Here is a 24,873-nt window from a genome sequence, read left to right as displayed (position 1 = left end):
TTTATTTTTTTAATTTATTTGATGTTCTTTGTTTATATATTTCATATTCTTTATAAAACTCTTCTGTATCCTTTATCATAATATATCCGTCTTCAGTTATGGAAACAGATTTTATTTTATTTAACTCTGCTTCTTTATTGGCATCTGCAGTAATACCAACCATAGAACAAAGGTCATTAAAATTGTATGGAAATACTATTTGTTTTGTATTTTTAAATATCAATTCATATTTAATTAAAGCTTCCAATATAATTACAAACTTACTAACATTATTATTAGCATTAAAAGATTTTATTCTAGATATTGTAATATATACTCTCATACTCATAACTTTTATAAGATAGAGTCTTATATTATTATCTTTTAATATCAACTCCATAAACTCTTCTTTTTTAGCAAGCTGTATAATAGAGTCTTGTAATACCACTGCTGTAGTAAAAAGAGGTCTAATATCACTTTTAGGAGCATATCCATTAAGTATTTCATTATTCACACATACCCTTCTTGTAACTTGTCTGGAATTAAATATATTATATACTCCAACTTTTCCATATCTAATAATATAAATATAATCATTATATTGAAACTCTGTGTATAAACAATATCCCTTTTTAAACTTATAAACATTATTATCTATATATTCAGGCTCTTCTATTTTTCCTAATTTGTCTATTTTATTTCTCACAAATCCAATATCTTCAGCATTAGGGTTTAATTCTAAATATTTAGCATATATCTTTGAAGCAGCATCAGTATATCCATTCTCTTCATAAATACTAGCCATACTAATCATATCTATTCTATTTTTATCAGTATAATAATTATAAGTTGTAGTAACTTTACTCAAGAAATAATAATATCTATTAATCCATCTCTCCAAATTAAGAAGTAAGTACTCATATATTTTATTTATTATATTAGGATTATCTATCTTTTCTATCTCATAAACATTCATTTCTAAAACTTCAACATCTTCTATTGCTTTCACTGTTGATGTAAAAGGTTCATTTATAACGGCATTAAATAGTCCTATTATCTCACCTTCTTTATATTCTATAGTATAATCATCTGCAAAATAATTGTATGCTAAAACTTTACCTTTTATAATTATATAAAATTTATATTTAGGGTCTTGGCCATCTATAAATATTGTTGATGATTTTGGAAATTTAATTGTTTTATTAGTATTAGTATTATTCATAATATAAACCCATTATTAAAACTTGATAGTTTAATTTTAATAAAAATAATAACTATGTCAATAGTATTTATGTATTTTTCTTAAAAATTAATATTTTTTATATTAATTAATTTCTAGTAATCATATTGATAAAAAATACAATTAATATATTATTAGTAAAATATTTTTATAAAGAGGTTTATATGAAAAAGATTATATTAATGGCTATATTGTATACTTTATTTAGTTTTAATGCACTATATCCAAGAAAAGCTGAAAATGAAGCAGAATTCTTATCGCATATAGCATCTGGTGATATTGAAGAAGTTTCAAATTTCATAAATGATAAGAAAATTAATATAAATACCAAAATAGAAGATAGTGCTACACCATTAATATTTTCTATTATTTTTAAGCAAGATGAAATATCAAAGATTCTTATAGAAAAAGGCGCAGATATTAATATAAAAGACAAATCAGGATTTACAGCTTTAATATATTCTATAACGTATAATAGAACAGAAATATCAAAAATACTTATAGAAAAAAAAGCTAATGTAAACATAAAGGTTTCATTAAATGGAAATGGAGTATATATGAAAAATTTTACTCCTTTAATACTTAATGAAAATAAAGAAGTAGCTGAGTTATTAATAAATGCTGGTGCTGATATTAATACAAAATTTACTGCCAAATATGAAGGACAAAATATAAAATTAGAAGATGCTACACCTTTAATGTGGTTTATTTTTACTGATAATACAGAAATAGCACAGTTATTGATAGAATATGGAGCTGATATCAACGCTAAAGATAAAAGCGGAAACACAGCATTAGGTTATGCAAAAGAAAAAAATAATACTAAAATAGAAGAGTTACTTATATCAAAAGGTGCTAAATAATAATTTTTTCTTCTACTTTTTATTAGTTTTTAATATTATTCTATGTATTAATATTATTAAAATATTATATATAAGCAATGCTATAAAAAATATTTTCATTATAAACATAAAATTTTCAAAAGTTCTTAGTCCATTTCTCAGAGAAAAATACACATAAGCAAATATGGCTAAATATCCATAGAAAGGTGCAAATAATTTATATGCAAGTCCATAATTAAATGTAATAACAGTAAACCCTAAAGAAAAACCAAATATTGCAGCCTCTGGGATTAATGGAATAATAGCCTCATATCTGTTTGTAAACTGTATCAATACAACTTGTTTGGCAAATGCAATTAAAAATACCGATAAACAAAATGAAGCAAATATAAAAAGGCCTATTGAATAATAAAGTATTTTATTTTCTTTATTTTTGTTATTATCCTTTTTAGCTATTAAAATATAAGAAAACATAACTGAAGCTATTGGGGTTCCTATATAGAAAAACATTTTTATTATTAATGATATTGTAGAATAGTAACCTGCACTTGTTTTATCTAAATATCTATTAGCCATTAATACATCGCTTAATGATATCCAATTAAATATAAAGTTTATTATAACAATATTTATTATATAACTTAAGAAAATATATAAGTTTTGTTTAGAGAAATATGTATTTATTTTTTTTATAGAAACACAATAAGGAAGATTAAGTTTTTTTAGTTCAATTAAATTAATAATTAAATATAAAATACAAAATAAAGTTACAGATACAATAGCTTTTTCTAATGTGAGTCCTGTTATAATAAAGTATGCCAAAAGTAAAATTTTTGCTATAAATATTGCTATTAAACTTGCAATATAATCATAAGCTATATAATTATTAATTTTTAATATAGACTGCGACACTATAGTTAAAATAGTTGCAAATATTCCAATAGATATTATAAAAAGAGAAATGTAGCTTCTTATATTAAAAAGTATATCAATAAGCGGTATAGATAATATATACAATATAAATATTACAGCAGCAATAATATATCCATAAGCCCAGTAACTCCTAGCATCTTCATCGTCTTTATAATTATGCATTATATAATAACTAAAACTAGATACAGTTAAAACTATTATTGAATATATATTGATAATGCCATTATAATGAGCAAAATCTGATATTGATAAACTTCTATTTACATAAATCGAAGAAACATAATTTAATACACTAGCAACACCATTTATAAATACTAATAAAGCATAATTAATATAATATGAATATTTTTTATATAATGTTTTTATATTATACATATTATATTAATTATACACCTTTATATTTATTATCTTCTTCTTAAGAACCATATAAGAATACCTAATATACCAAATAAACAAGGCAAACCAATTTGAGCAACATATCTAATAAAATTAGTTTGTGTTGTTGTAAGAGTAAGATTTTTAATGCTAGCCTCTTTTGGTCTTATAGTTATCTTTTGTCTTGCTTCTAATAGATAAGCAACTGTATTCATAAACAAATCTTTATTACCCGCAAAAGCAACATCTACAGATTGACCTTGCTCAGGATTAATATATGCATTTAAAGCAAAAGTAGCATCTCCAAATACAACAATTCTTGCAGGCACATCTCTGCCTTCTATATCATAAGTTCCAGCAATAGCCAAAGGTACAGGACCTGCAATATCTGTTCTAGGGTTAAATCTTGCACGAGACAAATCAAAAGTAGCCTCTTCCTTACCATATCCTTGAGGAGAAGTAGTGATTATATTCTCAAAACTTCCGCTATATTTACTTTCTCCAGATAAAATACTTCTTGCTACAACCAAACAAGCAAATACATTACCCTCTTTTAGAGTTTGTGTTATAGGGTGAGCTGTATACTGAGGAACCACATTAACCGGTATAACAACACTTGATACAGGGTCTATTATATAATCATTTTTTGTCTTAAATCCCCAATCAGATAAAAATACATCTAAATTAGAATTAAAATTACTTCTATCCATAAAACTATCATAAAGCACAAGCAATTTACCACCTGTTTTTACATAGTTATTTAATTTCTCAATTTCAAAATCGCTGAATGTTTCAACAGGAGAAGCTATTACAATTAAAGAAGCATCTGTTGGAATATTTTCTAATATAATATTTAAATCTCTTACCTTATAATTCTCATTTTCCAAATAAGTTTTAACATAAGATAATCCCTCGCCTCCTCTGTCTTGAAGCTGTCTCTCTCCATGACCAACTGTAAAATAAACAACATAAGACTCTTGTTCTAACAAAGTATATATAGCTTGAGTGAATTTCTCTTCTCCAACAAATAAAGGCTCTGAAGTAACTTTAGATTGAGTAGTTAAATCTTTTCTATATACCCTCACCTGTTTGCTTTGTCCATAACTAAATATTATCTCACCAACCTGAGTCATTTGATATTTACTTTTAGCAGAAGGTTTTTCTATTGGGTTAATATATTCAACTGTAATATGTTTGCTTAATCTTTGATATTGGTCTAATAATAAATCAGAACGCCAATCAGCAGAAGTAGGATCTGTACTTGGAGACCTTAAAACAACTATTGAAAGCGGACTATCTATTCTAGAAATTACATCCATAGTTTGCTGAGAAACTGTGTATGATTTATTTTGTGTTAAATCAAATCTTATCGGGAAGTTTATGCTTATAATATAAAGCCCCACTAAAATAGCTAAAATGATAATAAGAGAAAGTATGCCAAAAAAAGCTTTATGAACAAATCTTGTTTTTAATAGAGAAATTATATTATTTTTTTCTATTATAACAGTAATTGCCGTAAGTATTAATGTTACAGCTAATACAACCCAAAAAACAGCAGTAGGTCTTTGTGTAACTGCATAGAAAAATATCCAAGCGAAAAATAATAGTACCCAAGAAGCTATAGTAGCAATTTTTAAATTAAACTTTTTATTAGACATTGATTATAAATTCCATTTTTAATTAAGATTTAATTGAAATGTTTTAATAAATTTCAATACTGTTTTTATAATCGTATAACTATAGAAATACTTTATAATTATTTTTTTATTTGCTGTTTAAGATAAGCAGATATAAACTCATCAATATTACCGTCCATAACAGAGTTCATATTACCAGTTTCATGACCAGTTCTCAAATCTTTTACCATCTGATAAGGCTGAAAAACATAACTTCTAATCTGATTACCCCAAGCAATATCAGTTTTTTCCCCAGCTTATTTTTTTGTTTTTTCTTTATCAAGCTTTTCTTTTTCTAATTGATAAAGTTTAGCCTTAAGCATTTTCATAGCCATATCTTTATTATTATGCTGACTTCTCTCAGCCTGACATTGAACAACTATATTTGTAGGTATATGAGTTATTCTTATAGCAGAAGAAGTTTTATTAACGTGCTGACCGCCTGCTCCTGAAGCCCTATAAGTATCTATTCTCAAATCAGCCTGATTAATTTCTACTTCAATATCTTCATCTATATCAGGCATAACACTTACAGCAACAAAAGAAGTATGCCTCTTAGCATTAGCATCAAAAGGAGATATTCTTACAAGCCTATGAACGCCTATTTCAGAGCGTAAATATCCATAAGCATAAAGCCCCTGCACATAAAAACTTATTTGTTTTATACCAGCCTCATCACCAGGAAGCTCATCAGTAGTCTCTACTGTAAAACCATGCCTCTCGCAAAAACGTACATACATTCTTGAAAGCATAGAAGCCCAATCGCAGCTTTCAGTACCGCCTGCTCCTGCATTTAAAGTTAAATATGCATTCTTACTGTCAAACTCACCAGAAAATAGATTCTTTGTCTCTAATTCATTAAAAACCTTCTGAAGCTCTATACATTCAGTTTCTAATTCTTTCTCCATTTCTGTATCATTAGATTCTATTGCCATTTCAACAAGTTCATAAATATTGTTAGCATTTTTTATTAAGTTTTCAATAGGCTCTATTTTATCAAGAAGAAGCATTCTCTCTTTCATTATTTTTTGAGCAGCAATATTATCATTCCAAAAGTCATCTTTAGAAGATATCTCATCAATTTCTTTTACCCTTTTATATATAGCCTCAGGGTCAAAGATACCCCCTTAAAATTTCAGTCTGCTCTTTAATCTCTAATACTGTATTTTTTATTTCAGATAATGTCATAATATTTTTCCAATATATTAATTATTATTCAATAGAAAGCATTCTAACGCCATTAGTAGGTTTTACAATATAAACATCAGCGTCCCTTCTAGTTTTCTCTTTATAATTAGTATATAAAGCTTCTATTACATTTTCTACTTCAGTTTTCTTAAGCAAAATTAAAACACCGCCTCCAAAACCTGTACCAATCATACGTGCACCAAGAACTCCGTCCATTTTTGAAGCTTCTTCCACCAAAATATCTTGTTCTGCAGTAGAAACTTCATATAATTTACTTAAACTATCATGAGTTTTTGATATTAATGCAGCTAAATCTTTAATAGCACCTTTCTTTATAGCTTTTACAGCTTGATTTACTCTATCCTCTTCAGAAGATACATATAAAGCTCTTCTTTGTTCTTTATTTTGCAAAGTCTCTTTAATAAAATCAGCATCTTTAGGCTTTAAATCTGATAAAAATTTAATAGAAGATTTTTTTTCTTTAAGCTTTTTTAAAGCATTATCACATTCTCTCTTTCTAGCATTATATTCACTATCACTAGAAGTTCTTTTTTTATTACTATTAACTACCGCTACACAATACTCACCAAAGTTTATATCCAAATATTCATAGCTCATTTTAAACATATTAAATAGTAATAAACTATTTTCTTTTCCTAAAAATATAGTAATATGATCGCTCAATGAAGTTCTATGAGAAGCGTATTTAATTTCGCCTTCATAAGATAATTTAGCCAATTCTATAATATCACTTTTATCTAAACCATTTACATCAAAAATAGCATAAGTTAAACAAGCACATAATGAACTAGATGAAGCTAATGAAGTATTAAAAGGCAAATCTGTATATGCATAAATATCCATACCAGTTATTTTATATTCTCTTTCCAATAATACAGAAAAAACACCCTTAAAATATATAGCCCATTCATCTTCTTTGTTTTTTTCTAATTCATTAAAGGTAAATGATTTTTTAGCTTTAAATGAATGACCATAAATATTAATTTTATTGTCTGGTCTTTTTCTAACTACTAAATAGGTGCCTCTATCTACAGCAGCTGTAATAGTATCACCGCCTGAATAGTCTATAAGTTCTCCTATAAAAGTTAATCTTCCAGGAGCAAAATACAATTTTACTTCACCTTTTTGTCCAAAGACATCTCTAAATCTTTCTACTAATCTTAAATGTAATTTTGGTATCATATAACCTTCTCAGTTAAATTATTTGTTATTTATATTATAAATTTTAAAAAAGTCAACTACTTTTAACAGATAATATAATCGATAATATTATTAAAAAGTTAACATATTTTATTATATTTTTATTTTATTAAAAATAACATATAAAAAGTAAAAAGTCAATTATAAACGGTATTTATATATTATCTTTTTCCAAAAAACAATTTAGCACATAGTTTAAAAATCTCAGATGCTATAATCACTATAAAAGACAAAGCAACTATTTTAACCCAAGTAAATAAACTTAAAGGTACAGTATTAAAGAAGGCCCCAGCAAATTGTGTAGCTAATATCTGTAATACAAAAGTACCAAACATGCTTAAAAGTACTAATTTGTTATCAAGGAAATGTTTGAATACACTATCATAACCTAATTCTCTGCTATTGAAAGAATTAAATATCTGGAACATTACAAACATAACAAATAATACAGTAGAAGCTTCAGCATCACTTACATTTAATATATTAAGCTTACTTTGAAGCATAAATAATATAATCATCACAGTACCGGAATATATAATCTTTCTAAGCATACTTAAAGTAACTATATTAGCATTTCTTTTAATAGGCTTTCTCTTCATTAAGTTGCTTCTAATAGGTTCAAGTCCTAAAGCAATAGCAGGAGGTCCGTCCATGATAATATTTATCCATAATAACTGTATAGCTGTAAATGGAGATTTAAATCCTGTTAAAGTAGATAACAACACAACTACAACAGAAGCAAAGTTAACTGTAAGCTGAAACTGTATAAATCTTTGGAAATTGTCATATATACCGCGTCCCCATTGAACTGCCTTAACTATTGTAGCAAAAGAGTCATCAAGAAGCACTATATCACTAGCCTCTTTTGATACTTCTGTACCTGTTATACCCATAGCAACACCAACATCAGCATTCTTTATAGCAGGAGCATCATTTATACCGTCCCCTGTAACCGCAACAACATTACCCATCTCTTTTATAGCATTAACAACACGCATCTTTACTGTAGGAGTACTTCTTGCTATAACAGAAATCTTACTTAAATTCTGCTTTAATGTGTTATCGTCCATAGCATCAATATCTTTTGCCTCAAGAACTATGCTATTTTCATCAAGTATTTTTAATTCTCTTGCAATAGCTCTTGCTGTAACTATATTATCTCCTGTAAGCATTTTTATGTTGATACCAGCACTTCTGCATTGCTCTACAGCATCATAAACTTCTTTTCTAACAGGGTCAGATATAGCAACAAAACCGTCATATATCATATTGCTTTCAAGTTTCTCTCTTATGTTCTCTACATTATCATCAACTTTCTTGTGAGCAAATGCTATAACCCTCTTTGCCTCTTCTTGGAACTTCTCTATAGCCTCTTCTATACATTTTTTCTCTTCGCTGCTAATATCACACATAGCCATTATCTTTTCAGGGCTTCCCTTTGTAAATACAACACTCTCACCGTCTATTTTGGCAACAGTAGTCATATTTTTTGTCTCTGATGAAAAAGGATATTCGTATATTATTTTAGCACTTTCTCTTATAGCTTTATAATCAAAACCAGATTTTTTAGCCCCTACAAGTAAAGCACATTCTGTAGGATTGCCCAAAAACTTAATTTGACCATCTTCTTTATAATCAATATCAGCAGTAGAGTTAATAGCAAAGTTATTAATTATGTTTTTATCTTTTATATTCTCAGGCTCTACATAAGCACAATTAACAAATAATTGATTTAATGTCATTTTGTTTTCTGTGAGAGTACCTGTTTTATCAGAACAAATTACATTAACACTTCCTATAGTCTCACAAGCAACCATCTTTTTAACCAATGCATTTTGTCTAGCCATTTTTATAATATTAATAGATAAAGACACAGCTACTATTGTAGGAAGTCCCTCTGGAACAGAAGCAACAATCAATACTATACTAGTAATAAAAGCCTCAGATATAGTTTCAAAATTAGCAGTTCCAAGTCTAATATGATTAACTAATTGAATTATAAAAACTATCATAGAAGCAGTGATACCAATTATAGCTATTTTTTTACCCAATTCTGCTAATTTCTCTTGAAGAGGTGTTGAAGTTCTTTGTGTTTTTGAAAGCTCTCTTGCTATTTTACCAAACTCTGTAGAATCCCCTACGGCAGTAATAACCATTTTACCATTACCAGTAGTAACAAAAGAACCAGAATAAGCCATATTTATTCTATCTGCAACTGCTGTTTTTTCATCTGTAATTACAGCTTCAGCATCTTTTTCTACAGGAACACTTTCTCCTGTTAAAGCAGATTCATCTATATTAAGCGATACACTTTCAATAAGTCTTCCGTCTGCAGGAAGTTTGTTTCCTGTTTCTATAAAAGCAATATCACCCACAAGCAAATCTTTTTGATTTATTATTTCTATATTGCCGTCTCTTATAACTTTTACTCTAATATCTTCATTTATGCTATTTAATGCCTCAAATGCTTTAGCACTTTTTCCTTCCATCACTATTGTAATTGTAATAGATAAACTTATAGCGATAAATATTCCCAAACATTCCAAAAAGTCAGCATGCCCGCCATTAAAATATGCTACAGTATTTACACCTATTGCTATTAAGCCTGCAAATATAAGCATAAGTATCATAGGCTCTTTTAATGATTCTAATATTTTTTGAATCAATGTGGCACTTTTTTCTTTGGTGAAACTATTAGCACCATACTTTTCTAAGCTTAATTTTTGAGCTTCTTTTGTAAGACCTATTTTGGTGTCAACATTAAGCTCTTTGAGAATATCTTCTTTGTTTCCTAAAAAGCTACTCATCATAAAATACAACCTCTCATTAATAATAAACTGTAAAAAAAATGCATAAAAAAAGACTCATGCATAAATAAATCATCAAAGTGTTTTTTACTGTGAAAATTTATTTATACTTGAGTCTCATTAATTAAGGCTAGCCAAACTTCTATTACTTATAGTATTTTTTGATAGAAGTTGCGATTGTTGACTTAGCCACGTAAAAACTTACGTCAACTACTCCCTCTGAGTATGTTAATTATAATAAACTATAATCAATATAATGTCAAGCAAATTTATATTAATTATTTATTTGGAAAAATTACACCTTTTTTAAGTATAATATTTGCATATATTTCAAGTTCGCTTGTAGCCACAATTGCATAAACATTTTTACATCTGTCATAATAAGCAAATCTTTCCAAATACTCATAATTTACTTTTTGATGTTTAGAAATTATGTCTTTATATTTAGCCCACACATCAGGCTCTCTTCCAAAATCAGCATTAGGCTGCATCAATACAACAGGGCTTTCTACAAAAGTATCTAAAGGAAATAAAGGCATAATAGCTTTTAAAACTGTAGGTATATCTATACCATCAAGTCTTATTATTTTTTTTACATTATAGTCATGAGAAGGAAAATTTCCGTCAGCAAATAATATTTCGCTTCCATGTCCCATTTCGCATAATGTCTTTAATAATTCAGGTGAAACAACAGGGTCTATTCCTTTTAACATATTTAAATCCTTAAACAAGATTTTAACTTTTTTAATAAAAGCCCCATTTAATAATAATCTATTAAATGGAGCTTAAAAATCATAATTAATTATTTAGTTACTTTTCCAAACAAAGGTCCAAAATGTTTACAAGCTCTAAAATCAGCACCTTCTAAATCTTTTGTACCAAATGCTTTCCAAGCTTTAGGTCTAAATATTCTCTCTTCACTTACGTTATGCATACTTACAGGTATACGGAGCATAGAAGCTAATGTAATTAAATCAGCACCAATATGACCATAAGCAGCAGCACAGTGATTAGCACCCCAATCATTCATTACAGAATAAACATCTTTGAAAGAATCTTTACCTGTAAGTATAGGAGCAAACCAAGTAGTAGGCCAAGTAGAGTCAGTTCTTTTGTTAATAGGGTCAAATATACTATTATCAATATTAACAGCATAACCTTCAGCTATTTGAAGTACAGGACCATAACCTTTAACTAAATTAAGTCTGATTATAGTCATAGGCATTTCACCTTTAGTTAAGAAAGTAGATGAGAATCCGCCTCCTCTAAAGTATTCTCTGCTTGCAGGAGAGAACTCTGTAGCATCAAGACATTTTTTAGCCTCTTCTTCAGTGATATTCCAATATTCTTTCAAAGCAGGATTTCCGCCAATCTTTTGCTCTCCAGTCCAGTCTAAAGAAGCAGCACCAGAGTTAATTAAGTGAATGATACCGTTTTTAGCTTTACCAGTAAGCTCTTTACCAGTAACTCTTTTAACTGCCTCAGGACTCCAATAAGTTCTAACATCTGCGAAAAGCTGAGATTTGCAAGTTAATAAATGAGCAAATAGCATAGAAAGACCATTCAAAGAGTCATTTTCAGTAGCAACAACATAAGGCTCTCTTATACCGTTCCAGTCAAAAGATGAGTTAAGAATAGCTTCAGCAAAGTCTCCATTAGGCATAAAGTCAGTCCAATGTCTTTGACCTTGGAAACCGCCAACTATAGCATTATGACCTTGTGCTTCTTCTATATATCCCATTTCTGCTAACTTAGGATTGCCCACCATTAAGTCACGCATAATCATAGCCATTTTTATAGAAGTAGCCCACTCTTTTTCTTTTTCTTCAGCAGTAGCTTGTACTTTATTTTTATCTACTCCAAACTTACATTGTTTAGCCCATTCCCATGCTTTTTTGAACTCTTCTTTATCATAGATTTCTAGTTCTAATCTTCTTTTGATTTCACTCATATCTACGAATTCAGTTCTCATTCCTAAATAGTCAAGTAAAAACTCAGCATCAACCATAGAGCCCATAATACCCATAGCAACATATCCCATGCTTATGTATGATTGATCTCTCATAGTAGCAACAGCAAGTCCAGCTCTTACAAATCTTAATATTTTTTCTTTAACATCATCAGGAACATTTTCATCACCTGCATCTTGAACATCTTTACCATAGATAGAAAATACAGGAAGTCCTAATTGAGTGTGTCCTGCATCAGCAGCAGCCAAGTAAACTGCTCCAGGTCTTTCAGTACCATTAAATCCCCAAATTGCTTTAGGTATAACAGGAGTCATATCAATAGTCTCAGAACCATAACACCAACAAGGTGTAACAGTAAGAGTTAATTTAACATTATTTTCATCAAATTTTTTCTGACATCTAGCAGCTTCAGCAACACCGCCGATTGTAGTATCAGCTATTACACATTCAACTTTTTCTCCGCTAGGGTGTTTAATATTTTCTTCTATTAGCTTAGCAGCTATTTTAGCCATGTTCATAGTAGTGTCTTCGAGAGATTCTCTAACTCCGTTTCTCCTACCATCTATAACAGGTCTTATACCTACTTTAGGCAAATTATTTTGCATTCTAAACATATTGTTTAAATTCCTCCGTTAATTGAATAAATAAAATTATTCATATAATAATTTAGCTATTTCTGGGTCATCAATATTTGTTTTGTCATACCATTTAGCACCAGTATCAACATTAGCAACAGGTTCGCCTTTAGAAGCTTTATAAGCTAAAGTTACAGCTTGATAACCAATACTATAAGGGTCTTGAGTAACAGAACCTTGTATTATACCGCTTCTTATAGCATCTAATTGAGGTTTACCAGAGTCAAATCCCATAACAACCAAATCACCGCCGTCTTGAGCATCGCCAACTATAGTATTAGCAGCACCAGCTTCAGCACTTTTGTATACTACTAAGAAACCTCTAGCCATAGCTTCATTAGATAAATATATACCTAAAACACTTTTTCCTCTTAAAGCATTAACTTCGTTAGCTATATCAGCTTCGTTTTGAGTAGTAGGAACTATAACTTGTAAAGTATATTTTCCAACTGTAGTAGCATCACCGTCAGCTAATTCAGTAAATCTTTTTACAAAACCTTCAGCTCTTCCTATACCAGTATCAGAGTTGTCTAATTGAAGTACAGCAATTTTAGCTTTATTAGCAGAAGTGAAAGTAGCTATTCTAGTTTTTAAAGCTTCAAACATTTTATCAGCAACTACAGCAGCAGCAGCTCTGTTATCAGTAGAAGCAGTTGCAAGTACAGCACCTTGTGCCTGATCAGGTAATATACCAGAGTCAAAACCGATTAAAGGAATATTTTTTTCTTTTATTCTTTTAATTTGTTCTGTGAAATCACCTGTTACAGCAGCAAAAGCTATAGCATCTGGGTTTTTATTAATTTCACTATCTAATAAGTCTTGCTGTATTTTTGAATCAGATTCTGTTTCAGGTCCAACAAAACTAATTTTTACACCATTTTCTTTAGCAGCATCTTCGGCACCGTTTCTAACAGTTACCCAAAACTTATGCTGGAATCCTTTAGATACAACAGCTATATAAGGCTCTTTATTTCCGCAGCTTGCCAACATAACTGTTAATCCTATTAAAGTAGTAGCTAGTAATAAAATCTTTTTCATTTTATTCTCCTTAAAAAATATTTTTTTATTTTTAATTTAAAGATATTATCATTTTAATTTTTTCTTTTCTTCTAATAAAGAATTAATTTTAGCTTGTACCTCTGATATCTCTTTAGAATAGTCTTTAGTATTATCAGATATCATATAATCTATTCTTACTCTATAAGATTCAATTTCTTCTTCAAGCTGTTCACGTTTTTCTTTTTTTACATCTACTTTTTTTACTTTATTAGACATTTTTATTCTATAAACGTCTATAAGAACAGCTATAATAACTACTATACCTATAGTAAAGTATTGGAAGAACTGCTCAACACCAACAGAAGGAAGTCCTACTTTAAGTACAGACATTATATATACACCAATTATAGTACCTATTATAGAACCAACACCGCCAGAAAGAGAAGTTCCTCCTATAACTACTGCAGCAATCGCATCAAACTCATAACCCTGTCCAGCTCCAGGACTTATGCTTGAATAGCTAGCAGCAAAAGTTAAACCTCCTATACCACAAAAAAATCCTGCTATAGTATAAGCAATTATTTTCCATTTATTAGTTTTTATACCAGAAAGTCTTGCAGCCTCTTCATTGCTTCCTAAAGCAAATATATATCTTCCTACTATTGTTTTAGTAAGCACAATTACAGATATTATTGTAAATATGGCTAGCATTATAAAACCAGATGGGAAATTAGATTCTGTAGCGTTAAATAATACTCTAAACCAACCATAATCAGGGTCTGTTATAGTTGGATAATATATAGTTTGAGATTTTGAAACAATACCAGATAAACCTTTTGTAACCATTAACATACCTAATGTAGCAATAAATGGAGGCAAATGGAAATATGAAATTAAACAGCCATTTATAAATCCGCCTAAAGTTGCCACTGCTATTACTATAATAAGCACTGCCCACATAGGTGTTTTGAAATTTGTTATCATTACGCCGCCAACCATTGCCGCAAACAGAGAAAGAGAACCAATGGATAAATCAATACCGCCTGTTATTATAACAAATGTTACACCTATAGCTAAAAATCCAATAAAATAAGAGTTTCTTAATATCAATGAAAATGTATCAAATGTAAAGAAATTTCTTCCTGCTATAACAAAAAAGACATACAATATAAGAAGAGCAACTATTGTTAAAAATTTTTGAAGTCCATTATTTTTTAGATATATTAGAGAATTTCTTACTTTTCTCCTCATTCTAGCTTTAAAACATAACTTACCAGTAAAAGTGTTAGTTTCAATATTGTACATATATAAACTCCATAATATTATTTTTTTTATAGTAAATGATATTATCTCATAGTAGCATATTTCATAATATCATCTTGAGTAGTTCCTTTTATGTCTAATTCGCCTGTTTTTTTGCCTTCAGACATAACCAATATTCTGTCACTCATTCTAAGTATTTCTACTAAGTCTGATGAAATCATTATTATAGATTTTCCCATAGATACTAATTTTTCCATAAGATTATAAATCTCACTTCTTGCTCCTACATCTATTCCCCTTGTAGGCTCATCAAATATTAATACCTTACATTCTTTTATAAGCCAATTCGCTATTACAACTTTCTGCTGATTTCCTCCAGATAGATTCTTAACCAACTGTTCTACAGACGGCGTTTTAATATTTAATGATTTTACTTCTTCTTCTGCAGTATTTTTTACTTTAAGATTTTGAACCATAAGCATATTTGAAAACTTATCATAATTACCCATCATCATGTTTTCAAATACAGGAAGACCTAATGCTAAACCATATCTTTTTCTGTCTTCTGAAAGATAACCAATACCGCTTTTTATAGCATCAACTGGCGATTTAATTGATACCTCTTCTCCATCAACAAATATTTTACCGCTTTCAAATTTATCAGCACCAAAAATAGCTCTTGCAGTTTCTGTTCTTCCAGCACCCATAAGTCCCGCAAATCCTAATATCTCTCCATGTTTCAAAGAAAAGCTTACATCTTTAACAACACCAGGTACTACTAGATTTTCTACTCTTAATATCTCTTTAGCATCTTTTGCTACTTTACTTTCAGTTTTAGGTGTTTCATATATAACACGTCCAACCATCAAGTTAACTATTTCATCTTTGTTAGTTTCTTTTGTTATTTTTGTGTCTATATATTCTCCGTCCCTAATAACTGTTATTCTGTCTGATAATATAAATAACTCATCTAATCTATGCGAAATATATACTATTGATACACCTGCTATTTGTAAATCTTTAATAATTCTAAAAAGCTCTTTTGTTTCAGACTCTGTTAAAGCTGCTGTTGGTTCATCAAGTATTAATATCTTTGAATTATGAGTTAATGCTTTTGCTATTTCTACTAATTGCTGTTTTCCTACAGTTAAAGAACCTATTTTTGCAGATGGGTCTATATCCACATTCATACCTTTAAATATTTTACCAGCACGTCTTATCATCAATTTATCATCTATAAGTCCAAATTTATTTAAAGGTTCATGACCTATATATATATTTTGTGCTACAGTTAAATGATTCATCAAATTTAACTCTTGATGCACTATTGATATACCCATCTCCTCAGCTTCTTTAGGTCCTGATACTTCTAAAGGTTTTCCAAAGTATTCTATAGTGCCAGAATCTTTTTTGTATATACCAGATAAAATTTTCATAAGAGTAGATTTACCAGCACCATTTTCACCTATTAAAGCGAGTATTTCACCCTTAACTAAAGAAAAATTAAAGTTTTTTAAAGCATAAACACCTTTAAATCTCTTTTCTATACCTGTCATTTTTAAAATAATATTATCAGTCATAGAATGATTTATCCTTAATTTATTTTTTATCTAATTAATATTTTAGTAAAAATAATAACAATAATCAATAAAATATGTTATTTTTTTATAAATAATAAATTTTATAAAAAATAATTATTGTTTTAAAAAATGATATTTTTAAACAAAAAAATGACATTTTAATAAAAAAGATTATTTTTTTATTGAATAGGAAATAAAAATTGATTATAATTATATTAGATTATAAAAATGGTGTTTTTTTATGACTAGTAAAATTTATTCAATAGCTTGTGATTTTGGTTCTTCTGGAGGTAAAATATTTTTATCGAAGTTTGAAAATGATAAAATGACTTTAGAAGAAGTACATAGGTTTTCTTTATCCCCTATAAAAATTAATAACTATTATTATACAGATTTTATATATATGTATAATGAATTGTTAAAAGGAATTAAAAAAGTTGTAGATATGGGTATTCAGCCTTCATCTTTAGGTATTAATTCTTGGGGTGTTGATTATGGTTATTTAGATAAAAACGGAGAATTATTGTCTAACCCTGTAAATTATAGAGATACTAGAACCATAGATACTATAAAAAAACTAGAAAAAATCGGATTATCTGCAAAAGAATTATATAAAATAACTGGAATATCTTGCATGCCTTTTAACAGCATAATGCAAATATACGAAGATATACAAGGCAGAGCAAATATAGTAAATAATGCTTCAAAATTATTATTTACTCCGGATTTATTTGGATATTTTTTAACAGGCAATATTTCTGCTGAATATACAATATCTTCCACTTCTCAGCTTATAGATATAAACAAAAAAGAGTGGTCAAAAGAAATTCTTGAAAAGATTAATTTTGATATTAACAAACTTCCATCATTTCAAGAACCAGGAAGCAAAAAAGGTTTATTAAAACAAGAAATAGCAGATTATTTAGGCTGTAAGCCATTTGATATTATTGCTGTTGCTTCTCATGATACCGCTTCTGCCGTATTATCTGCTCCTATATTTGATGATAATACAGCATATTTATCTTCTGGCTCATGGTCTTTGCTTGGAGTAGAATTGAAAGAAGCAGTATTAACTGATGAAGCCTTTGAAAATGGTTTTACAAATGAAATGGGATACAATAACACTATAAGATTCTTAGAAAATATTAACGGGCTTTGGACTATACAGCTTCTTCAAAAGAAATATCAAATCTCATTCAACGATATGGAACAGCTTGCAAGAGATAATATTAAAGATGAACACAGAATAGATATTAATGATAATAGATTCTATAATCCTAAAGACATAGAAGATGAAATATTAAATTATTATAAAGATACTAATCAGGCTAATATAGAAAAAGATAAAAAAGGTGTTATAATAGCTTCTGTATATAATTCTCTAGCAGAAAGTTATGCTAAATATATTAATAGTCTTAAAAAACTTTTAAATAAAGATATTAATAAACTATGCATTGTAGGCGGCGGAACAAAAGATAAATTAATATGCGAGCTTACAAAAGAAAAAACTAATTTAACTGTTTCAGTAGGACCTATAGAATGCACTGCTACTGGTAATATATTAGCACAATTTAAAGCTTTAGGGGTTTTAAAAGATACCAACGAAATGAGAAAATTAGTTGTTAATAGTTTTGATATAAAACAAATATAATGTTTTTTTAAATAATAAAATTTTTAAGGAGAAAAAATGGCTACTGCAAACAGAAAAGATTTAGCTAAAAGCATAATAGAAGCTTGTTTAAATATGAGAAAAGATGGTGTTAATCAAGGTACTGCTGGAAACATAAGCATAAGATTTAAAGATGGTATGCTTATTACACCTTCAGGTATGCCTTATGAGATTATGACGCCTGATGATATTGTTTTTGTAGATGGTAATGGAAAACCAGAAAAAGATAAAATACCTTCAAGCGAATGGAGATTTCATTTATCTATTCTTAAAGATAACCCTACTTTTAATGCTGTAATACATAATCATGCTATTTATTCATCTATGGTTTCTATTTTAAATATAGATTATATTCCAGCTATTCATTATATGGTAGGCGTTGCAGGAGGAAATAAAATTCCTTGTGTTAAATATGCAACATACGGCACTCAAGAATTATGCGACAATATTTCTAAATCTATGAAAGGATATAAGGCTTGCATACTCAAAAATCATGGACTTTTAGCTGCTGATGAAACATTACAAAAAGCATATCATGTTATGATGGAAGTTGAAAATCTAGCTAGATTATATATGGGAGTAAGAGGTATTGGTGATTACTCTATTTTATCTGATGCTGAAATGGAAATTGTTTTAGAAAAATTCAAAAATTATGGTCTTAATGTAAAACATAAAACTAAAAAAACAACAAAAACAACAGTTAAATCTTCTAAGTCTAAGAAGAAATGATTTTTAATAATTTTTTATATAAGAAATAATTTTAAAAAAGGAGTATTTTAATGGCTAGATACATTTTAAATGAAACAAGTTATTTTGGCATAGGTATAAGAAGCGAGCTTGCTACAGAAATTAAAGCAAGAGGTTTCAAGAAGGCTCTTTTAGTAAGTGATAAAGTTTTGGATTCTTGCGGTGTACTTAAAAAAGTTAAAGATGTTTTAGATGGTGCTAATATTGCTTATGATGTATTTTTGGATATTAAGCAAAATCCTACTATTAAAAACTGTAAAGACGGTTTAGCAAAATATAATGAATCTGGTGCTGATTTCTTAATAGCTGTTGGAGGCGGTTCTGTAATGGACGTTGCTAAAGCTATAGGTATCACAAAAAACAATCCTGATTTTGCTGATGTTAAATCTCTTGAAGGAGTTGCTGCTACTAAAAATAAAAGCGTACCTATTATGGCACTTCCTACTACTTGCGGTACTGCTGCTGAGGTTACAATCAACTATGTAATAATTAACGAAGAAGAAAATAGAAAAATGGTTTGTGTTGACCCTAAAGATATACCTATAATTGCTTTTGTAGATGCTGAACTTATGGCTTCTATGCCTAACAGTCTTGTTGCTGCTACTGGTATGGACGCTTTAACTCATGCTATTGAAGGTTATATTACTAAAGGTGCTCATACTATTTCTGATATGTTTGAATACAAAGCTATGCAGCTTATATCTAAACACTTAAGAGGTGCTGTTAAAGATAAGAACATGACTGACATGGATGGAATGAGTATTGCTCAGTATGTTGCTGGTATGGGTTTCAGTAATGTTGGACTTGGTATTGTTCACTCTATGGCTCACCCGCTTGGAGCTATATTTGATATTCCTCATGGTGTTGCTAATGCTGTACTTCTTCCTACTGTTATGGAATTTAATATGCCTGTTTGTATAGATAAATATGTTGATATAGCTGTGGCAATGGGTGAAAAAGTTGATGGATTAAGCAAAGAAGAAGCTGCTAAAAAAGCTGTTGAGGCTGTTAGAAAACTTTCTAAAGATGTTAATATTCCTGCTAATTTAAGAGAATTAAAAATCAAAGAAGAAGATTTACCAAGATTAGCAAAAGATGCTTTAGCTGATGTATGTACTGGCGGAAATCCTAGAGATGTAACATTAGACGATATATTGGCTTTATATAAGAAAGCTTATTAATTAATTATATATTCTATATTCTTAACTTTAATAAAAAGGCTGCTTGAAACATTAGCAGCCTTTATTTTTGATAAATATATTATCAATATTATAATTTTTTCTCACTTCCTCTCAAATTAAATTGAGCAGAAAAATTATATATTTGTTTAGACATATTGAAACTTTGCTGTTCTAATAACACTTCAGTTGCATTAACTCCTATGTCAAATGCTGGAAAAACTACTTCTGATATATTCTGATTCTCTGAATACAAATTAACTACCTTGTCAAATGATATTATTGATACATCTTCTGGTATTGATAATTTTAATTCTTTTAAAGCCTTTAATATACCTATAGCAACTATTTGATTAGCCGCTAATATAGAATCAAATTTTATATTTTCTTCTACAAGTTTTTTAATTATATAGTACCCGCTATCGCTATTATTAAAATCACCATAATATACTCTTTCCATTCCATTATCCAAATTATGGCTCTTAATACTCTCTAAAAATCCATCTTTTCTCTCTTGTGCATTACTTAAATTAAGACTTCCTGTTATTATAATAGGATTTTTTGCCCCGCCCTCTATTAATAAATCAGTTGCTTTTTTAGCAGCACTAAAATTATTAGATAGATTTTTTATATATATATCTTCAAATTCTAAATCTCTATCAACCAACGATACAATATTACTATTTTTATTATATGGCAATTTATCTCTTTTAGCAGAAGCAGGAACCCATATCACTCCTATATCTTTATCATTTTCTATCCTAGAGAATATTTTTGTTTCCTCTTCAATAGATTCATTAGTTAAATATATTTCAAATGGTATATCAGATTTTTGTACAACAGATATTATACCGTTAAACATATCTATATAAAAGCTATTACTTAAATCTGGAATTATTAAAATAACTCTCTTTATAGCATTCATAGAAAAATAATTATCTATACCATTATTCTTTAAAATGTCATTTATTTTATTTCTTGTAGATACTTTTACAGAATTAGGATCTTTTAGCATTCTAGAAATAGTTGCTGGAGACACACCGCTTATTCGAGATAATTCTCTTATTTTCAATTTCATTTCCTCTATTTTTTAAATACATCTCATTTTTTAATTGCAAATATTATAATATTAAAACAAAAAAAGTAAATATAAATTATTCATTGTTTCATTTTTATAAATATATATATTTTTTGTTTTATAAAAAAAAACAGATATAAATAAATTAAACTATAAATAATTTTAAATATGTTTGCAAAAAGATAGAAAAAAGAATAAAATACTATAGTTAATATAATATATATTAGTAGGTGTTTATGAAAAAGAATATTATTATCTTTGTTATACTTTTTGAATTAATTATTATAATAATGACTTCCGGATTAGGTGCTCAAGGGAAAGCATATATACCTGATATAGTATCAAAGAATAAACTAAATTACGGCAGTGCATTAAAACTATATAATGATAAGCAATATAAAAAAGCATATGCACAATTTACAAATCTAATAAACAGCAGCAATGATTTATTAATAAGAGATTATATTATATATTATGGAGCAAAAAGTGCTTTAAGTACTAATATGTATGATGAGGCAATAGATTTATATTCTAAACTTATGACAGAATATCCAAGGTCATCATTATACCCTTTTGCTGAACAATATAAAGCATTAGCAGAGTTCTACAAAGATGATTATCCTATAAGTAATTTTTTCAACAGCAACAAACAAAAATGGATAAAAGAGTTTGTTGGATTAAAAGCAATGAAAGAAACTGAAGACACTAATAAAGCAAAATTAATAGCATTAGAGTTAACTAAAAAATACATAAACAGAGAAGCTTTAATATATTTAAATAATAATTTTGAAGAAGAGATATATAATTTTAATAATAATATAAAATATAAAGCAGCTGTAGAATTATATGATGCTGGATATAGAACTGCCGCTTTAAAATATTTTAATAATCTTATAGAACTTAATGCCTACAAAAACAATTCAATATATTATAAAGCAAGAATTAATCAATTAGCAGGAAACAGAGAAAGTGCTTCTACATTATTTAATGAATATCTTGCTAATACCAACAATAAAGAATATAGAAAACTAGCAATTTATTGGAATGCTAATAATTATGAAAGGCTAAAAAATTATACTAAAGCGAGAGAGTTATATAATACTTTTTTAAGAAATTATCCAAAAGATAGTTATGTGCCAAGAATTTATAATAGCTTTATTAATATAAGTTTAAATAATAATAATTTGCCTGAAGCTAAAAAATATTTGACAAACTCTCTAAAGAATTTCCATAACAATAGATATACAGAACTTTCATTAAAAAGTTATTTAAGAAAGGCATTAAAATTAAAAAATAAAACAGAAACATATTATGCAATTAATGAATTAGACAAAATATATCCAAAATACAGACATGACTTTGTATTATCATGGTATATGTGGGCTGCTGAAGAATTGGGTGATACTGAAACAAGAGATAAGTATATAATGAAAAGTCTGCTTGAAAGTAAAAATCCTTTTTATGTAAAAGGAGCTTTAAGTTTAGCAACTGATGAAATGATAAACAATGTTTCTAAAAGCAATACTTACTATTTAAACGAAGCAAAAAAATATTATGCTGATTCAAATTATACCCAAACTATGCAAATGCTTGATAAAATGCAGTTTATAGATTATATAGTAACTAAAAAAGAAGATAATTTAGTAAAAGAAGCAAGAGCTATAGCTAAAGAAATATTTATGCAAAATAAATTTGTTCAAGACTTTTATTCTAATAAAAAAGAAAATGAAATATTCAATGAATTATCTTTGCAAACAAGAGAGGAAGTAAACAAACCTATATTATTATATTATTATGGTGATATGGACAATGCTTATAGAGAATTTAATACAGTTTATCAAAAAACACAGGTTACTTATCCTTTATTTTATTATGCAGAAAAGATATATAAGTCATCATTAAACACAAAGAGATTTATGCAGATTTGTGCTAATATAGGAAAATATTTTGGATATAATTATTATGACAATGTGGATTTACTTCCAGATGAGTTTAGAAAATATGTTTATCCTAGATACTTTGATGAATATGTTGTACCTGAGGCAAAATATTATAAAATAGAGCCAAATTTTGTATACTCTATAATGAGAGAAGAGAGTTTATTTGATGTAAAAGCAAAATCTTATGTTGGGGCAATGGGGCTTATGCAATTAATGCCTACAACTGCCGCTGCTGAAAATAAAAAATCAAGATATAGATATAACCCTCTAAACTTAACAGATGCTAAACAAAATATTAATATTGGCATATCGCATTTAAGCTGGTTATTCCAAAGTCAAAATGCTAGTAATTATGCATTAGTTGCTGCTAGCTATAATGCTGGTTCTGGAAGAGGAAACAGATGGAAAAAAGAATATGGTACAAATAATATGTATCGTACTGCAAGGTTTATAGATATAGAAGAGACAGAGTTTTATGTTGAAAGAGTAATGAAAAGCTATGAATATTATAGCAGATATTATAAAAACTAATTAATATTTTATACTATCTTTATAATATTTTAACCCTTTATATGGAGCTCTTAACTCATAATTTATAATATTATTATACCAATTAATATAGTTAAAATTTTCAACTTCAGACATAATAGAATGTTTTTCTTCTGTATGTATATCATATTTATTAAACATCATAGCAATAGTTTGAAGTATATAATAAGCAAATATATCATTTAAAGTTTTGCTATCAATTTTCACAACACCTCTTTGAGATACAAAAACTTTATTATTAGATAAAAAAGGATAAGTGCTAATTACAGCTAAAGACTTTGTATTTTCAATATTTTTATTTTCAAGTACTAACCTATCTATTATTCCAGCCTCAGATATAGCTTTAGCATCAGCTCCTTTATAGTTCGCTGTTATAGGCATATTTATTATTATAATATGCGAATCTATTTTAGAATCTTTTAAGGCACTTCCTATAACTCTCCAATACTGTGCTGTATACATAGCTACAATATCTTCTCTAAGTAATTTTTTCCGTTTGGTAATGGTGTATTCCAGAGGGTTAATATATTTTGTTTAAAACTAGGTGCTATATTTGAAGCTAATTCCTCTAATGAGGTTGTTGAACTATCATAATTAAATAAAGTTTTTAGGCTACTGTAGGTTTCATTAGAAAGAGAATAGTAAAGAATATTTTTTGCTAAAATACTATTACTTGTTTTTTTTATATCAATATAATCTCTTTTAAAAAGTTCAATATTCTTATTTAAAAGTTTTCTATTGTTCTTATAAAAGTCTTCAGCATTAATTCCTTCTTTTAATACATATTTTATTCTATAACCTAATAATTCATAAGTTAATAATGGAAGTTTTGAATTAAAAATATAAAAAAAATCTGACGGATTTAATGCGGCTAGATTATTATCTTTAACATATGTAATATTTACAACATATTCTTTATTTTTATTTAACGGTTTTATAGTTTTATTGCAAGAGCAGATAATAGATATAATAAATAGTGTAAGAAAGAATATTTTTTTCATAAT

The 24,873-nt window shown here is 28.0% G+C and carries 18 protein-coding genes and 1 pseudogene; 5 read left to right on the top strand and 14 right to left on the bottom strand.

Features of this window, described 5'->3' with window-relative positions:
* Position 1 precedes the first annotated feature (1 nt).
* Complete coding sequence (locus BPP43_RS02305) at positions 2 to 1,201, bottom strand: Crp/Fnr family transcriptional regulator (protein WP_015274042.1); 1,200 nt, start codon at positions 1,199 to 1,201, stop codon at positions 2 to 4.
* A gap of 182 nt (positions 1,202 to 1,383) precedes the next feature.
* On the opposite strand from BPP43_RS02305, the gene BPP43_RS02300 reads away from it, so the two are divergent.
* Entirely contained in the window at positions 1,384 to 2,082 is a 699-nt protein-coding gene (locus tag BPP43_RS02300) for an ankyrin repeat domain-containing protein (protein ID WP_015274041.1), read from the top strand.
* A 12-nt stretch (positions 2,083 to 2,094) separates the two neighbouring features.
* Here the strand turns inward: BPP43_RS02300 and BPP43_RS02295 are convergent, their stop codons facing one another.
* The 10 genes and pseudogenes from BPP43_RS02295 to BPP43_RS02250 all read right to left on the bottom strand — a co-directional run bounded on the left by BPP43_RS02295 (position 2,095) and on the right by BPP43_RS02250 (position 16,708).
* Positions 2,095 to 3,369 carry an oligosaccharide flippase family protein gene (locus tag BPP43_RS02295; protein WP_015274040.1) on the bottom strand — a complete coding sequence of 425 codons (1,275 nt, stop codon included), beginning with the start codon at positions 3,367 to 3,369 and terminating at the stop codon, positions 2,095 to 2,097.
* Between the two features lie 29 nt (positions 3,370 to 3,398).
* On the bottom strand, positions 3,399 to 5,027 hold the full coding sequence (locus BPP43_RS02290; RefSeq protein WP_013243091.1) for a GldG family protein: 1,629 nt from the start codon (positions 5,025 to 5,027) through the stop codon (positions 3,399 to 3,401).
* A 98-nt stretch (positions 5,028 to 5,125) separates the two neighbouring features.
* Positions 5,126 to 6,233 (bottom strand): annotated as a pseudogene (prfB, locus tag BPP43_RS02285) (peptide chain release factor 2).
* 24 nt (positions 6,234 to 6,257) lie between these two features.
* Complete coding sequence (galK, locus tag BPP43_RS02280) at positions 6,258 to 7,436, bottom strand: galactokinase (protein ID WP_013243093.1); 1,179 nt, start codon at positions 7,434 to 7,436, stop codon at positions 6,258 to 6,260.
* A 179-nt stretch (positions 7,437 to 7,615) separates the two neighbouring features.
* Positions 7,616 to 10,264: a calcium-translocating P-type ATPase, PMCA-type gene (locus BPP43_RS02275; RefSeq protein ID WP_015274039.1), complete on the bottom strand. Its 2,649-nt coding sequence runs from the start codon at positions 10,262 to 10,264 to the stop codon at positions 7,616 to 7,618.
* Between the two features lie 275 nt (positions 10,265 to 10,539).
* On the bottom strand, positions 10,540 to 10,974 hold the full coding sequence (locus BPP43_RS02270) for an RbsD/FucU family protein (protein WP_013243095.1): 435 nt from the start codon (positions 10,972 to 10,974) through the stop codon (positions 10,540 to 10,542).
* A gap of 89 nt (positions 10,975 to 11,063) precedes the next feature.
* The gene (locus tag BPP43_RS02265) at positions 11,064 to 12,845 is read right to left on the bottom strand and encodes an L-fucose isomerase (RefSeq protein ID WP_015274038.1); all 1,782 of its coding nucleotides are present in this window, start codon (positions 12,843 to 12,845) and stop codon (positions 11,064 to 11,066) included.
* A 36-nt stretch (positions 12,846 to 12,881) separates the two neighbouring features.
* On the bottom strand, positions 12,882 to 13,904 hold the full coding sequence (locus BPP43_RS02260) for an ABC transporter substrate-binding protein (protein WP_013243097.1): 1,023 nt from the start codon (positions 13,902 to 13,904) through the stop codon (positions 12,882 to 12,884).
* Positions 13,905 to 13,952: 48 nt separating this feature from the next.
* A complete protein-coding gene (locus BPP43_RS02255) occupies positions 13,953 to 15,170 on the bottom strand; it encodes an ABC transporter permease (RefSeq protein ID WP_013243098.1) in 1,218 nt (405 codons plus the stop codon).
* A 41-nt stretch (positions 15,171 to 15,211) separates the two neighbouring features.
* Positions 15,212 to 16,708, bottom strand: a complete 1,497-nt coding sequence (locus BPP43_RS02250; protein WP_013243099.1) for a sugar ABC transporter ATP-binding protein — start codon at positions 16,706 to 16,708, stop codon at positions 15,212 to 15,214.
* Between the two features lie 241 nt (positions 16,709 to 16,949).
* Between BPP43_RS02250 and BPP43_RS02245 the strand changes: the two genes are divergently transcribed.
* Genes BPP43_RS02245 through fucO form a run of 3 tightly spaced genes read left to right on the top strand, consistent with a single transcriptional unit; the run spans position 16,950 to position 20,305 of the window.
* A complete protein-coding gene (locus BPP43_RS02245; RefSeq protein WP_014936040.1) occupies positions 16,950 to 18,359 on the top strand; it encodes a rhamnulokinase in 1,410 nt (469 codons plus the stop codon).
* Between the two features lie 36 nt (positions 18,360 to 18,395).
* Positions 18,396 to 19,106, top strand: coding sequence for an L-fuculose-phosphate aldolase (locus BPP43_RS02240; protein WP_013243101.1), 711 nt, complete (start codon positions 18,396 to 18,398; stop codon positions 19,104 to 19,106).
* Positions 19,107 to 19,156: 50 nt separating this feature from the next.
* Positions 19,157 to 20,305, top strand: a complete 1,149-nt coding sequence (gene fucO, locus BPP43_RS02235; RefSeq protein WP_013243102.1) for a lactaldehyde reductase — start codon at positions 19,157 to 19,159, stop codon at positions 20,303 to 20,305.
* A gap of 88 nt (positions 20,306 to 20,393) precedes the next feature.
* On the opposite strand, the gene BPP43_RS02230 is transcribed toward fucO, so the two are convergent.
* Positions 20,394 to 21,374: a LacI family DNA-binding transcriptional regulator gene (locus tag BPP43_RS02230; protein ID WP_015274037.1), complete on the bottom strand. Its 981-nt coding sequence runs from the start codon at positions 21,372 to 21,374 to the stop codon at positions 20,394 to 20,396.
* Between the two features lie 242 nt (positions 21,375 to 21,616).
* Between BPP43_RS02230 and BPP43_RS02225 the strand changes: the two genes are divergently transcribed.
* The gene (locus tag BPP43_RS02225; protein ID WP_015274036.1) at positions 21,617 to 23,851 is read left to right on the top strand and encodes a lytic transglycosylase domain-containing protein; all 2,235 of its coding nucleotides are present in this window, start codon (positions 21,617 to 21,619) and stop codon (positions 23,849 to 23,851) included.
* Here BPP43_RS02225 and BPP43_RS12745 read toward each other — a convergent pair whose 3' ends face one another.
* Complete coding sequence (locus tag BPP43_RS12745) at positions 23,852 to 24,331, bottom strand: hypothetical protein (protein WP_435369420.1); 480 nt, start codon at positions 24,329 to 24,331, stop codon at positions 23,852 to 23,854. It abuts the gene before it with no gap.
* A gap of 2 nt (positions 24,332 to 24,333) precedes the next feature.
* Complete coding sequence (locus BPP43_RS12740; RefSeq protein WP_435369419.1) at positions 24,334 to 24,870, bottom strand: hypothetical protein; 537 nt, start codon at positions 24,868 to 24,870, stop codon at positions 24,334 to 24,336.
* Between the last annotated feature and the right edge of the window lie 3 nt (positions 24,871 to 24,873).

The sequence above is a fragment of the Brachyspira pilosicoli P43/6/78 genome, assembly GCF_000325665.1.
Lineage (GTDB): Bacteria > Spirochaetota > Brachyspiria > Brachyspirales > Brachyspiraceae > Brachyspira > Brachyspira pilosicoli.
The sequence above is the reverse complement of the archived record's forward strand: the minus strand, read 5'-3'. Positions and strand labels throughout refer to the sequence as shown.

What these genes read in the sequence shown, in the direction of transcription:
- BPP43_RS02305 (WP_015274042.1), bottom strand. Translation starts at nt 1,201, where the DNA reads ATGAATAATACTAATACTAATAAAACAATTAAATTTCCAAAATCATCA.
- BPP43_RS02300 (WP_015274041.1), top strand. Translation starts at nt 1,384, where the DNA reads ATGAAAAAGATTATATTAATGGCTATATTGTATACTTTATTTAGTTTT.
- BPP43_RS02295 (WP_015274040.1), bottom strand. Translation starts at nt 3,369, where the DNA reads ATGTATAATATAAAAACATTATATAAAAAATATTCATATTATATTAAT.
- BPP43_RS02290 (WP_013243091.1), bottom strand. Translation starts at nt 5,027, where the DNA reads ATGTCTAATAAAAAGTTTAATTTAAAAATTGCTACTATAGCTTCTTGG.
- galK (WP_013243093.1), bottom strand. Translation starts at nt 7,436, where the DNA reads ATGATACCAAAATTACATTTAAGATTAGTAGAAAGATTTAGAGATGTC.
- BPP43_RS02275 (WP_015274039.1), bottom strand. Translation starts at nt 10,264, where the DNA reads ATGATGAGTAGCTTTTTAGGAAACAAAGAAGATATTCTCAAAGAGCTT.
- BPP43_RS02270 (WP_013243095.1), bottom strand. Translation starts at nt 10,974, where the DNA reads ATGTTAAAAGGAATAGACCCTGTTGTTTCACCTGAATTATTAAAGACA.
- BPP43_RS02265 (WP_015274038.1), bottom strand. Translation starts at nt 12,845, where the DNA reads ATGTTTAGAATGCAAAATAATTTGCCTAAAGTAGGTATAAGACCTGTT.
- BPP43_RS02260 (WP_013243097.1), bottom strand. Translation starts at nt 13,904, where the DNA reads ATGAAAAAGATTTTATTACTAGCTACTACTTTAATAGGATTAACAGTT.
- BPP43_RS02255 (WP_013243098.1), bottom strand. Translation starts at nt 15,170, where the DNA reads ATGTACAATATTGAAACTAACACTTTTACTGGTAAGTTATGTTTTAAA.
- BPP43_RS02250 (WP_013243099.1), bottom strand. Translation starts at nt 16,708, where the DNA reads ATGACTGATAATATTATTTTAAAAATGACAGGTATAGAAAAGAGATTT.
- BPP43_RS02245 (WP_014936040.1), top strand. Translation starts at nt 16,950, where the DNA reads ATGACTAGTAAAATTTATTCAATAGCTTGTGATTTTGGTTCTTCTGGA.
- BPP43_RS02240 (WP_013243101.1), top strand. Translation starts at nt 18,396, where the DNA reads ATGGCTACTGCAAACAGAAAAGATTTAGCTAAAAGCATAATAGAAGCT.
- fucO (WP_013243102.1), top strand. Translation starts at nt 19,157, where the DNA reads ATGGCTAGATACATTTTAAATGAAACAAGTTATTTTGGCATAGGTATA.
- BPP43_RS02225 (WP_015274036.1), top strand. Translation starts at nt 21,617, where the DNA reads ATGAAAAAGAATATTATTATCTTTGTTATACTTTTTGAATTAATTATT.
- BPP43_RS12745 (WP_435369420.1), bottom strand. Translation starts at nt 24,331, where the DNA reads ATGTATACAGCACAGTATTGGAGAGTTATAGGAAGTGCCTTAAAAGAT.
- BPP43_RS12740 (WP_435369419.1), bottom strand. Translation starts at nt 24,870, where the DNA reads ATGAAAAAAATATTCTTTCTTACACTATTTATTATATCTATTATCTGC.